Source organism: Streptomyces sp. NPDC000594, assembly GCF_040299965.1.
GTDB lineage: Bacteria > Actinomycetota > Actinomycetes > Streptomycetales > Streptomycetaceae > Streptomyces.
In genome coordinates this window covers 184,303-196,887 of the sequence record NZ_JBEPCY010000002.1, presented here as the reverse complement: position 1 = coordinate 196,887, position 12,585 = coordinate 184,303, and the positions used below count along the sequence as shown (strand labels likewise).

At 72.6% G+C, this 12,585-nt stretch carries 10 protein-coding genes; 4 read left to right on the top strand and 6 right to left on the bottom strand.

Annotation, left to right across the window (positions count from 1 at the left end; genetic code table 11):
• Positions 1-512 precede the first annotated feature (512 nt).
• Positions 513-1,706, top strand: a complete 1,194-nt coding sequence (locus ABT354_RS03600) for a S8 family peptidase (protein ID WP_351488450.1) — start codon at positions 513-515, stop codon at positions 1,704-1,706.
• A 132-nt stretch (positions 1,707-1,838) separates the two neighbouring features.
• On the opposite strand, the gene ABT354_RS03595 is transcribed toward ABT354_RS03600, so the two are convergent.
• From ABT354_RS03595 to iolC, 5 genes are all read right to left on the bottom strand, one after another.
• A complete protein-coding gene (locus ABT354_RS03595; RefSeq protein WP_351488448.1) occupies positions 1,839-3,341 on the bottom strand; it encodes a CoA-acylating methylmalonate-semialdehyde dehydrogenase in 1,503 nt (500 codons plus the stop codon).
• 53 nt (positions 3,342-3,394) lie between these two features.
• Positions 3,395-5,338: a 3D-(3,5/4)-trihydroxycyclohexane-1,2-dione acylhydrolase (decyclizing) gene (gene iolD, locus ABT354_RS03590; protein WP_351488445.1), complete on the bottom strand. Its 1,944-nt coding sequence runs from the start codon at positions 5,336-5,338 to the stop codon at positions 3,395-3,397.
• Complete coding sequence (gene iolB / locus ABT354_RS03585) at positions 5,335-6,333, bottom strand: 5-deoxy-glucuronate isomerase (protein WP_351488443.1); 999 nt, start codon at positions 6,331-6,333, stop codon at positions 5,335-5,337. The genes iolD and iolB overlap by 4 nt, the downstream gene beginning before the upstream one ends.
• Before the next feature lie 82 nt (positions 6,334-6,415).
• Positions 6,416-7,300: a Cgl0159 family (beta/alpha)8-fold protein gene (locus ABT354_RS03580; RefSeq protein WP_351488441.1), complete on the bottom strand. Its 885-nt coding sequence runs from the start codon at positions 7,298-7,300 to the stop codon at positions 6,416-6,418.
• Positions 7,297-8,379, bottom strand: coding sequence for a 5-dehydro-2-deoxygluconokinase (gene iolC / locus ABT354_RS03575; RefSeq protein WP_351488439.1), 1,083 nt, complete (start codon positions 8,377-8,379; stop codon positions 7,297-7,299). The genes ABT354_RS03580 and iolC overlap by 4 nt, the downstream gene beginning before the upstream one ends.
• A 147-nt stretch (positions 8,380-8,526) precedes the next feature.
• On the opposite strand from iolC, the gene ABT354_RS03570 reads away from it, so the two are divergent.
• The 3 genes from ABT354_RS03570 to ABT354_RS03560 all read left to right on the top strand — a co-directional run bounded on the left by ABT354_RS03570 (position 8,527) and on the right by ABT354_RS03560 (position 10,489).
• Positions 8,527-9,438, top strand: coding sequence for a sugar phosphate isomerase/epimerase family protein (locus ABT354_RS03570; RefSeq protein WP_351488436.1), 912 nt, complete (start codon positions 8,527-8,529; stop codon positions 9,436-9,438).
• A 302-nt stretch (positions 9,439-9,740) separates the two neighbouring features.
• Positions 9,741-9,935 carry a helix-turn-helix transcriptional regulator gene (locus ABT354_RS03565; protein WP_351488433.1) on the top strand — a complete coding sequence of 65 codons (195 nt, stop codon included), beginning with the start codon at positions 9,741-9,743 and terminating at the stop codon, positions 9,933-9,935.
• A 230-nt stretch (positions 9,936-10,165) separates the two neighbouring features.
• Positions 10,166-10,489 carry a heavy-metal-associated domain-containing protein gene (locus ABT354_RS03560; RefSeq protein WP_351488431.1) on the top strand — a complete coding sequence of 108 codons (324 nt, stop codon included), beginning with the start codon at positions 10,166-10,168 and terminating at the stop codon, positions 10,487-10,489.
• A gap of 754 nt (positions 10,490-11,243) precedes the next feature.
• Here the strand turns inward: ABT354_RS03560 and ABT354_RS03555 are convergent.
• A complete protein-coding gene (locus tag ABT354_RS03555) occupies positions 11,244-12,533 on the bottom strand; it encodes a citrate synthase (protein ID WP_351488428.1) in 1,290 nt (429 codons plus the stop codon).
• Positions 12,534-12,585 lie beyond the last annotated feature (52 nt).

Genomic DNA, 12,585 nt, shown 5'->3' with positions numbered 1-12,585 from the left:
CCTGTGGGGTTCCGGCCGCCCCGGGAGCCGGGCCGCCCTGCGGGGTCCCGGCGGGGCCCGGGGGCGGGTACGGGGGCGACCGGGCCGGTCGGGGGCGGGCCGGGGAGCCCGGGGCGGCGGGGGCGGGGCGGGCCCGGGGGCGCGGCTCTTCGGCCAAGGCGGGCGCCGCGGCGCGGTGTCCCGCTCCCGAGTCTTGTGTCATGTGACATGACAGGCGACAGTGTTCGTCGCGCCCGTTCACTCCGGTCCCGCCCTCACCGGCCGACCGGCAGACCCCGCGGGTCCGCACACCCCCGCGCCACCCGCACCGCGCGTCCGCGCACACCCCGGCGCACGCTCCCGTCCGCCGTGTCCGCCGCACCCGTACCCGTACCCGTACCCGTTCCCGTCACACCCGCATTCGCATCCGCATCCGTACGCGCACCCGTCACACCCACACCCACACCCACCGCACCCGTATCCGCACCCGCACTCGCCCGTGATCCGGTCAACGAGAGGTCAGGTGTACGAGAATGAGAAGAACCGCCCGCCGTCTGGGCGCCCTGCTGCCCGTGGTCGCCCTCGCCGCCGGTCTTCAGTTCGCCCTCTCCCCCGGCGCGCACGCCGCCCCGGCGCCCGAGCCCACCCGGGGGGATCTGCGGCTCGCCCCGTCCGCGACCGCCGTCCCCGGCAGCTGGATCGTGGTGCTGAAGGACGGCCGCACCCGCGCCGCCGACTTCGGTGTCACCCCCACCTACACCTATCGCAGCGCGGTGCGGGGCTTCGCGGCGAAGATGCCCGCCGACCGGGCCGCCCGGCTGGCCGCCGACCCCCGGGTCGCCTATGTCGAGCAGGACTCCCGGGTGCGCCTCGCCGCCACCCAGACCAACGCCACCTGGGGCATCGACCGGATCGACCAGCGCGATCTGCCGCTCTCCACCACGTACACGTACAACACCACCGCCGCGGGGGTGAACGCCTACATCATCGACACCGGCATCCGCACCGGTCACAGCGACTTCGGCGGCCGGGCCAGTGTCGGCACCGACACCGTCGGGGGCGGCCAGAACGGCCAGGACTGCCATGGCCACGGCACCCACGTCGCGGGCACCGTCGGCGGCACCACCTGGGGGGTCGCCAAGGCGGTCAACCTGATCGCGGTACGGGTCCTCAACTGCCAGGGCTCCGGCACCAACGCCGGGGTCATCGCCGGGGTCGACTGGGTGACCGCCAACGCCCGCAAGCCCGCCGTGGCCAATATGAGCCTGGGCGGTGGCGCCAACACCACCCTGGACAACGCCGTCACCCGCTCGATCGCCTCCGGCATCAGCTACGCCATCGCCGCGGGCAACGGCAATATCTTCGGCCAGCCGGTGAACGCCTGCACCATCTCCCCGGCCCGGGTGCCCACCGCCATCACCGTCGGCGCGACCGACCGCACCGACCGGCGGGCCTCCTTCTCCAACTTCGGCACCTGCCTGGACATCTTCGCGCCGGGGGTGCAGGTCACCTCCGCCTGGGCGACCAATGACACGGCCACCAACACCATCTCCGGCACCTCGATGGCGGCCCCGCACGCGGCGGGTGTGGCGGCGCTCCATCTGGCGGCCAACCCCACCGCGACCGCGGCCCAGGTCAGGGACGCGATCGTGAACAACGCCACCAACAACAAGGTCGTCAACCCGGGGACCGGCTCCCCGAACAAGCTGCTCTACTCGCTCTTCTAGCCTCCGGACGGACGACTCCTCGCCGGTGTGCCCGCCGGTGCCCCCCGAACCGGCGGGCACCGGCACCCCTCGTGCCCCCGGGCGTGGCCGGTGCCGCCGCGCCCGGGGGCGCCCCCGTACCCGTCCGGGAAATCAGTGGTTACGGGGGAAGCCGAGGTCGACGCCCGAGTGCGGCTCCGAGGGGTCGGGCCAGCGGGTGGTGACCACCTTGCCCCGGGTGTAGAAGCGCACCCCGTCGGTGCCGTAGATGTGGTGGTCGCCGAAGAGGGAGTCCTTCCAGCCGCCGAAGGAGTGGTAGCCGACGGGGACCGGGATCGGGACGTTCACCCCGACCATGCCCGCCTGGACCTCCAGCTGGAAGCGGCGGGCCGCGCCGCCGTCCCGGGTGAAGATCGCGGTGCCGTTGCCGAACGGCGAGGCGTTGATCAGCGCCAGCCCCTCGTCGTAGCTCTCCGCCCGCAGCACACACAGCACCGGGCCGAAGATCTCGTCCCGGTAGGCGTCCGCGTCGGGCGAGACCCGGTCCAGCAGCGAGATCCCGATCCAGTGCCCGTCCTCGTACCCGGGGACGGTGTGCCCGGTGCCGTCGAGGACCACCTCGGCGCCCTGGGCGGCGGCACCGGTCACATAGGAGGCGACCTTGTCCCGGTGGGCCCGGGTGATCAGCGGCCCCATCTCCGACGAGGGGTCGTCACCGGGTCCGATCACGATCTTCTCGGCCCGCTCCCGGATCCGCTCCACCAGCGCGTCCCCGATGGCGCCGACCACGACCACCGCGGAGATCGCCATACAGCGCTCCCCCGCCGACCCGTACGCCGCCGAGACCGCCGCGTCCGCCGCCGCGTCCAGATCCGCGTCCGGCAGGACCAGCATGTGGTTCTTGGCCCCGCCCAGCGCCTGCACCCGCTTGCCGTGGGCGGAGGCGGTGGCATGGATGGAACGGGCGATCGGGGTGGAGCCCACGAAGGAGACCGCGGCCACATCCGGGTGGGCGAGCAGCGCCTCCACCGCGACCCGGTCGCCGTGGACCACATTGAGCACACCGTCCGGGAGCCCCGCCCGGGTCGCCAGCTCCGCCAGGAAGTTGGCCGACGAGGGGTCCTTCTCGCTGGGCTTGAGGACGAAGGTGTTGCCGCAGGCGATGGCGAGCGGGAACATCCACATCGGCACCATCGCCGGGAAGTTGAACGGGGTGATGCCCGCGACCACGCCCAGCGGCTGGCGGATCGACGCCACATCGACCCGGCCGGCCACCTCCGTGGACAGCTCGCCCTTCAGCTGGGTGGTGATCCCGCAGGCCAGCTCCACGATCTCCAGACCGCGCGCCACCTCGCCCAGCGCGTCCGCGTGCACCTTGCCGTGCTCGGCGGTGATCAGCGCGGCGATGTCGTCACGGTGGGCGTCCAGCAGGGCCCGGTAGCGGAAGAGGATCGCGGTCCGCCGCGCCAGCGAGGAGGCGGCCCAGCCGGGGAACGCCGCCTTCGCCGCGGCGACCGCGGCCGCGACCTCGTCGGCCGAGGCCAGCGCCACCCGGGTGGTGACGGCTCCGGTCGCCGGGTCGGTGACCGGACCCCAGTTGCCGGACGCGCCCTCGACGGCCCGGCCACCGATCCAGTGGTTGACGGTCTTGGTCATGACGAAAGGCTCCTTCAGCGATGCCGGAGGCCCCGGCTTCTCACAGCGGTCTCTCACAGATGGCGGCGGCGGGCGGTGAGCTGCTCCTCGTACTCCTCCCGGGCCCTGACGGCGGCGGGACGGGTCGCGGTCGCCGCCACGGGCACATCCCACCACGCCTGTGCCGGGGGCGGGCCCGACACAGTGTCAGGCGTTGCGGTCTCGATGTAGACACCTGTGGGGACGGTGGCGGTACGGGCCTTCGCCAGGGCCTCGCCCAGCTCACGCACGGTGGCGGCGCGCAGCACCCGCAGCCCGAGGGCCTCGGCGTTGGCGGCGAGGTCCACCGGGAGCGGGGCTCCGGTATAGGTGCCGTCCGCCGCGCGGTGGCGGTAGGCGGTGCCGAAGCGCTCGCCGCCGACGGCCTCGGAGAGCCCGCCGATGGAGGCATAGCCGTGGTTCTGCACGATGACCACGGTGAGGGGGATGTTCTCCTGGACGGCGGTGACGATCTCGGTGGGGTTCATCAGATAGGTGCCGTCCCCCACCAGCGCCCAGACCGGGCGGCCGGGGGCGGCCAGCGCCACCCCGATGGCGGCCGGGATCTCGTAGCCCATGCAGGAGTAGCCGTACTCCACGTGGTACTGGTCCGCCGAACGGGTCCGCCACAGCTTGTGCAGATCGCCGGGGAGCGAACCGGCCGCGTTGATGACGATGTCGTCGCCGGTGACCAGGGCGTCCAGGGCGCCGAGCAGCTGGCTCTGGGTGGGGCGGGCGTCCGGGTCGGCGGCGTAGGCGCGGTCCACCAGGTGCTCCCACTCCTCCTTGGCGGCCCGGTAGGCGTCCCGGTAGCCGGGTTCGGCGGCGGGGGCCGTACCGTCGGGGCCCGCCGCGGCGGTCAGCTCCTCCAGGGCGGTACGGGCGTCGGCGGTGAGGGCGAGCCCGGCCATCTTGTGCGCGTCGAAGCCGGTGATGTTGATGTTGAGGAAGCGGACGTCCGGGTTCTGGAAGAGGGTCGCGGAGGCGGTGGTGAAGTCGGACCAGCGGGTGCCGACCCCGATCACCAGATCGGCGCGGCGGGCGAGGGCGTCGGCGGTGGCGGTGCCGGTGTGGCCGATCCCGCCGATGTCGCAGGGATGGTCGTACGGGAGCGAGCCCTTGCCCGCCTGGGTGGAGGCGACGGGGATCGAGCCGGCCTCGGCGAACGCCCGCAGCGCCGCCTCGGCCCCGCTGTGGTGGACCCCGCCGCCGGCCACGATCAGCGGGCGGCGGGCACCGGCCAGCGCCCGGCGGGCGTCGGCGAGGGCGTCGGCGTCCGGCCGGGGCCTGCCCACCCGCCAGATCCGTTCGGCGAAGAACTCCTCCGGCCAGTCGTACGCCTCCGCCTGGACGTCCTGCGGCAGGGCGAGGGTGACGGCGCCGGTGTCGGCGGGGTCGGCGAGGATCCGCATGGCCTGGAGCGCGGCCGGGATCAGCGCCTCGGGACGGGTGATCCGGTCGAAGAAGCGGGAGACCGGGCGGAGGGTGTCGTTGACCGACACATCGCCCGCGCCGGGTACTTCGAGCTGCTGGAGCACGGGGTCGGCGGGCCGGGTGGCGAAGGTGTCACCGGGGAGCAGCAGCACCGGCAACCGGTTGACGGTGGCCAGCGCGGCCCCGGTGACCAGATTGGTGGCGCCGGGTCCGATGGAGGTGGTGACGGCGTGGGCGGAGAGCCTGCGGGACTGGCGGGCGTAGCCGACGGCGGCATGGACCATGGCCTGTTCGTTGCGGCCCTGGTAGTAGGGCATGGGGGCGTCGGGTCCGGTGCCGGACTCCACCAGCGCCTGGCCGAGTCCGGCGACATTGCCATGGCCGAAGATGCCCCAGGTGGCGGCGATCAGGCGGTGGCGGCGGCCGTCGCGCTCGGTGTACTGGCGGCCCAGGAAGGTGATCAGGGCCTGGGCGACGGTGAGCCGCCGGGTGGCTTCGGTGCCGGGGGCGGTGCCGGACTCCGGGCCGGTGCCGGGGGCGGTCATCGGGGGCCTCCCTCGGGGGACGCGGCACTCTGCGGTGCGGGGGCGGTGTAGAGGGGGAGCCGGGGGTCGACGGCCGTCCCCGGCCAGGTGGTGCGGACCCAGCCGTGGTCGGGGTGGTCGCGGATCAGCCACTCCCGGGTCTCCCCCGGCCCCGCCATCACATTGAGGTAGTACAGGGTCCGGCCCGGCGACGCGATGGAGGGCCCGTGCCAGCCGTCGGGGATGAGCACCACATCGCCGCCGCGCACCTCGGCGAGGACATCCGTACCGCCGTCGTGGGAGGGCGAGACCCGCTGGTAGCCGAGGCCGTCGCCGTCGACCTCGAAGTAGTAGATCTCCTCCAGTACGGACTCGCTGCCGGGGTGGTGCTCGTCGTGCTTGTGGGGCGGGTACGAGGACCAGTTGCCGCCGGGGGTGAGCACCTCGACCGCGATCAGCCGGTCGCAGTCGAAGGTGTCGGCGGCGGCGAAGTTGTTGACCTGGCGGGAGCAGACCCCCGCACCGCGCAGTTCCACGGGGACCTCCGGCGCGGGGCCGTAGCGGGCGGGGAGTCGTCGCCCGCACTTCGCTCCTGCCAGGGCGAAGCGGCCTCCCGCGCCGGAGGTGATCTGTGCCCGGGCGTCCCGGGGGAGGTAGGCGAAGTCGGTGACCCCGCTGAAGACACTCTCCCTGCCCAGGAGTTCGAAGGTGATGCCCCCAGCCGTGGCCCCGTCCGTGGCCCCGTCCGTGACCGTGCCCCCGGCCGCTTCCGTGGCCCCGTCCACGGTCACGGTCACGGCGCAGCCGCCGTTCAGGGGCAGCACGATCCACTCGCTGTCACCGGTGTCCAGGCTGTGGCCCGCGCCGGGGGCGAGTTCCAGGACGCGCAGCGCGGAGTGGGTCCACCCCGCGTGCCGGGGGTCGACCCGGACCGCGTAGGGGCCGTCGGCGGCGCTGCCCGCCGGGAGATGGCCCGCGCCGCCGGTCGCCGCCGCTGGTGTGTGGTGGGTGCTCATGCCTTCCGTATACCCCCTGTCGCTGTGTGCCGCCGGTCCGGTGTCCCCGGTCGGTGTCCTCGGTGTGCGCTCCCCGGAGCACTCAGAGCAGTCCCACGGCGGTGTCGACCGCGCCCGCCACGTCCCCGTCGACCGGGTAGAGCAGCGAACGCCCCACCACCAGTCCCTGGACGGTGGGCAGTCGCAGCGCGCCGCGCCACTTCTCGTACGCGCCGTCCTGGTCCCCGCCGATCTCGCCGCCGAGGATGACGGCGGGGAGGGTGGAGGACTCCATCACGGACGCCATGTCGTCGGGGTTCTCGGTGACCGGGACCTTCAGCCAGGTGTACGCGGAGGTCCCGGCGAGCCCGGAGGCTATGGCGATGGAACGGGTGACGGCCTCGGCGCCCAGATCGGTGCGGAGCCGTCCGTCGACCCGGTGGCAGATGAACGGCTCGACGAAGACGGGCAGGCGGTGGGCGGCCATCTCGTCCACCACCCGTGCGGTGGTGTGCAGGGTGTCGGCGGAGGCCGGGTCGGTGTAGTCGATCCGCAGCAGCAGTTTGCCCGCGTCGAAGCGGAGGCGGACGAGGTCCTCGGGGCGGTGTCCGGTGAAGCGGTCGTCCAGTTCGAAGGAGGCGCCCGCGAGACCGCCCCGGTTCATCGACCCCATGACGACCTTGTCGTCGAGCGCGCCGAGCAGCAGCAGGTCGTCCAGGATGTCGGCGGTGGCGAGCACCCCGTCGACCCCCGGGCGGGAGAGCGCGAGACAGAGCCGTTCCAGCAGGTCGAGGCGGTTGGCCATGGCGAGTCTGCGGTCGCCGACGGCGAGCGAGCCCCGGGCCGGGTGGTCGGCGGCGACGATCATGAGCCGGCCGCTGGGGCCGAGCAGCCCGGGGCGGGTGCGCCGGCGGAGCGCGGCCTCGGCGACGGCCTCGGGGTGGCGGGTGCGGATCCCGACCAGCTCGGCGATGTCGACGCGGCTCACGAGGGGTCCCCGGGGGCGGCCACGGGCACGGTCCCGGGCAGGGTCGCGGGCAGGGCGCCTGTGCGGTCCGGCGGTACGGGCGGGGGCTCCGGCGGGGGCGTGGGCGACGGCGGTACGGGGCCGCCCGCGAGGACCTGTTCGACCTCGGCCGGCAGCGGCATGGCGCTGGAACAGGCCAGCCGGGCGGCGACGATCGCCCCGGCGGCGTTGGCGTACCGCATGATCCGCGCGGTGTCCCAGCCGGCCAGCAGGCCATGGCAGAGCGCCCCGCCGAAGGCGTCGCCCGCGCCGAGGCCGTTGACCACCTCGACGGGGACGGGCGGCACCTCGGCCCGGGTGCCGTCGCGGTGGACGGCGAGGACGCCCCGGGGGCCCTGTTTGACGACGGCCAGCTCGACCCCGGTGGCGAGCAGCGCCTCGGCGGCGGCGGCGGGTTCGCGCTCACCGGTGGCGATCTCGCACTCGTCCTGGTTGCCGACGGCGACGGTGGCATGGGCGAGGGCCCGGCGGTAGTGGGGCCGGGCGGACGCGGGGTCGGTCCAGAACATGGGCCGCCAGTCGAGGTCGAGGACGGTGGTCCCGGCGCGGTCGCGGTGGGCGAGGGCGGCGAGGGTGGCGGCCCGGCTCGGTTCGGCCGAGAGCCCGGTGCCGGTGGTCCACAGGATCCGGGCGCCGCGCACCGCGTCGAGGTCCAGTTCGTCGGGGTGGATCTCCAGATCGGGGGCCTTGGGGCGCCGGTAGAAGTAGAGCGGGAAGTCGTCCGGGGGGAAGATCTCGCAGAAGGTGACGGGGGTCGGGTACGCGTCGACGGGGGTCACCCAGCGGTCGTCCACACCGAATCCGCGCAGGGCCTCGTGGAGATAGTCGCCGAAGGGGTCCCGGCCGGTGCGGCTGATGAGGGCGGTACGGCGGCCGAGCCGGGCGGCGGCGACGGCGACATTGGCGGCGGAGCCGCCGAGGAACCTGCCGAACACATCGACCCGGTCCAGGGAGACCCCGGTCCGCAGCGGATAGAGGTCGACCCCGATCCGGCCCATGGCGATCACGTCGTACGGCTGGGTGGCGTACGCCTGTGTCATCTGCGCCCCTTCGCTCCGGTGCCCGGCCCCTCCAGGTCCACCGGCCTCTCCAGGTCTAATGGTCCGGACGGAACCCTGTCAACATTTTGTCCTGACATTCGGACGTTGTCTTGACACCCCTCAGAACCAGCCGGAAAGCTCTCGGCCATGACCTCCATGGCCCCTCCCCCGCAGCGCATCCGGGTCGGTTCGGCCCCCGACTCCTGGGGGGTCTGGTTTCCCGACGATCCCGGTCAGGTGCCCTGGCGGCGCTTTCTGGACGAGGTCGCCGAGGCGGGGTACGCCTGGATCGAGCTGGGGCCGTACGGCTATCTCCCCACCGATCCCGCCCTGCTGGCCGAGGAGACCGGGCGGCGCGGGCTGAAGGTGTCGGCGGGCACGGTCTTCACCGGGCTCCACCACGGCCCGGCGGTCTGGGAGAAGACCTGGGCGCATGTCGCGGAGATCGCGGAGCTGACCCGGGCGATGGGCGCGGAGCATCTGGTGGTGATCCCCTCCTTCTGGCGGGACGACCGGACCGGCCGGGTGCTGGAGAGCAGCACCCTGACGGCCGCGCAATGGCGGGATCTCGCCGCCCAGACGGAGCGGCTCGGCCATGAGGTGCGGGAGCGGTACGGGCTGCGGATCGCCGTCCATCCGCACGCGGACACCCATGTCGACACCGAGGAGCATGTGCACCGCCTCCTCGACGCCACCGACCCCGAGCTGGTCTCGCTCTGTCTGGACACCGGCCACTACGCCTACTGCGGCGGGGACAGTGTCGAGCTGATCAAGACCTATGGGGAGCGGATCGGCTATCTCCACCTCAAGCAGGTGGATCCGCGGATCCTGGCCGAGGTGGTGGCGGAGGGGCTGCCCTTCGGGCCCGCCGTCGGGCGCGGGGTGATGTGCGAGCCGCCGGCCGGGGTGCCCGCGCTGGAACCGGTCCTCGCGGCGGCGCGGGCGCTCGATGTGGACCTCTTCGCCATCGTGGAGCAGGACATGTACCCGTGCCCGCCGGACCGGCCCCTCCCGATCGCCCGCCGGACGCGGCGATTCCTGCGTTCCTGCGGCGTCTAGGGCCCCTCCCTTCCGGTCTCTTCCGGTCTCTTCCGGTCTCTTCCGGGCGGGCTTCGCCCCGGGCGCGGCGGTGTCCACCGGGGCGGTCGAACGGCATCCGCCGGTCGGGTGAATTGTCGCCCGCTCATCACACGTGTCTCCATCGCGCGGACCTTCCGTCACAGCCGTTCGACATCCCGGTCCTCCCTCTCCACGCGGGGTGCCCCTCGGGCGCAGGCTCTGTGATCGTCAGCGCTCGCACGGCAGATCCCCGGCGGTCCCCCCGGCCGCCGCTGCCGGGCGCGCGGGGAGGGGTACCACCGATGACGGATCGCACGCTCTGGTCGTACAAGGACATCGCCGCACACATCCAGGTCCAGCCCGACACCATCCGCTCGTACCGCAAGCACGGAATGCTGCCGCCGCCCGACGCGGTGGAGGGGGGCAGGCCGTTCTGGTACGCGGAGACGATCCACGCCTGGGTCGCCAGCCGCCCGGGGCGGCGCGGCAGGGGCTGAGCCGGGCACCCGCCCGGCCGATGGACGGCCCCGCACCCCCACCGGGTGCGGGGCCGTCCGCGTTCCCCCTGCCGCACTCCTTGAGCCGCACTCCCCGGACACCCTTACTCGCCATACCCCCTAGGGGTATTGTAGGGTGAGAGTCACCGGGAGCCGGGAGAACGCGGCCCCCACCACAGCCCGAACGCGCGCCGTCCGGCGCACCCCAGACGTTCCGCGAGGAGACCGACATGACCGCGAAGACCGAGATCGAGATCACCGAAAACGACTCCGCCTCCGGCTCCGGCTGCTGCGGCGGGCACTCCTGCGGCACCGGGGAGGCCGAGGCCCCGGCGGCCGGCGTCACCACCGTGTACGAGGTCTCCGGGATGACCTGCGGCCACTGCGAGGGCTCGATCTCCGCGGAGATCTCCGCGCTCGCCGGGGTCACCTCCGTGACCGCCGTCGCCGCGACCGGCAAGGTCACCGTGGTCTCCGAGGCCCCGCTGGACGAGGCCGCGGTGCGCGCCGCCGTGGACGAGGCCGGATACGAGCTGGTGGGCCAGGCCGCCTGACCCGGCCGGGGAGACCAGACACGGGCCGTACCGGCCGGCACCCGCCGGCCGGTACGGCCCGTTCTTCCGTCCGGTCCCGCCGGATGACGCCCGGATCCGGCCCGATCCGGCCCGGGGCGTCCCGCGTGCCGGACAGCGGCAGAAATCTTTTCGCCCGCCGGGCCTGCTGCGACCGTCCGACTACCGAACGGAATCCATCCTGTTCAGGGCTTTGGGCGCCAGGAAAGGCGACTGCGGTTCGCCCGCTTTTGCCCGTCGGCCGACACAGAGCTGTGACACTTCGGTCGACTACATGTGACGCACAAGACCTTCACAAGGAGACCTAGATCACAGATATTTGGGGGTAACCATCGAGGCTCTTCGCGAGTCTATGTGGGCGATGCCGAGAACGTCTTGGGGGACGTTCATGGGATGTCTTGGGGGACGTCCCAGGCAAGCGTTGGCCGGGGCACGTGCCCGGGGAGCTTTGAGCGGCCCTCCCGTGCGTACGTACCCCGGCAGACCGCGCGGAGCACTCCGCGCCCAGGACACCCGGCCGGATCCCGTGGGGGGAATCCGCTCCGGGGATATGGGAAGCGCCCCGACCGTCGACCCGTGGGGGGATCGGCGGCGGGGCGCTTTCGTCTGTCCGGGGGCCGCGACGGCCCCGCAGGGGCCGAAACGGGCCACCGGGGACCCGCGGGAGGGCCGGGGGGCGCATCGCCCGTCACAGGGCCGTACAGGCCATGCACTCCCCGGCGCTCGGCGGAATCCCTCAGCGGGCCTCGACCGGCACGAAGTCGCGCTCGACGACACCCGTGTAGATCTGGCGCGGACGGCCGATGCGGGAGCCCGGCTCCTTGATCATCTCGTGCCACTGGGCGATCCAGCCGGGCAGCCGGCCGAGCGCGAAGAGCACGGTGAACATCTCGGTCGGGAAGCCCATGGCCCGGTAGATCAGACCGGTGTAGAAGTCCACGTTCGGGTAGAGCTTGCGCTCGACGAAGTAGTCGTCGGAGAGCGCGTGCTCCTCCAGCTTCAGCGCGATGTCCAGCAGCTCGTCGGACTTGCCGAGGGCCGAGAGGACATCGTGGGCCGCCGCCTTGATGATCTGCGCCCGCGGGTCGAAGTTCTTGTAGACCCGGTGGCCGAAGCCCATCAGCCGGACGCCGTCCTCCTTGTTCTTCACCTTGCGGATGAAGGTGTCGACGTCGCCGCCGTCGGCCTGGATGCCCTCCAGCATCTCCAGCACCGACTGGTTGGCGCCGCCGTGCAGGGGGCCCCAGAGCGCGGAGATACCCGCGGAGATCGAGGCGAACATGTTCGCCTGCGAGGAGCCGACCAGCCGCACGGTGGAGGTCGAACAGTTCTGCTCGTGGTCCGCGTGCAGGATGAGCAGCTTGTCCAGGGCCGCCACGACCACCGGGTCCAGCTCGTACTCCTGCGCGGGGACGGAGAACGTCATCCGCAGGAAGTTCTCGACATAGCCCAGGTCGTTGCGCGGGTAGACGAAGGGGTGGCCGATCGACTTCTTGAAGGCGTACGCCGCGATCGTCGGCAGCTTGGCCAGCAGCCGGATCGTGGAGAGGTGGCGCTGCTGCTCGTCGAACGGGTTGTGGCTGTCCTGGTAGAACGTCGACAGCGCGCTGACCACCGAGGAGAGCATGGCCATCGGGTGGGCGTCGCGCGGGAAGCCGTCGAAGAACCGCTTGACGTCCTCGTGCAGCAGCGTGTGCTGGGTGATCTCACCCTTGAACGCCGCCAGCTCGTCCACGGTCGGCAGCTCGCCGTTGATGAGGAGGTAGGCCACCTCAAGGAAGCTGGACCGCTCCGCCAGCTGCTCGATCGGGTAACCGCGGTAGCGCAGGATGCCCCGCTCGCCGTCGAGGTAGGTGATCGCGGATTTATAGGCGGCCGTATTGCCGTAGCCGCTGTCCAGGGTCACCAGACCGGTCTGGGCTCGGAGCTTCCCGATGTCGAAGCCCTTGTCACCGACGGTGCTCTCGACCACCGGGTAGGTGTATTCACCGTCCGCGTACCGCAGTACTACAGAGTTGTCGCTCACGTCATCCCTCACCGACGTAGTGCCTCTTCTTCGAGGTGCCCTGACTGTCTCT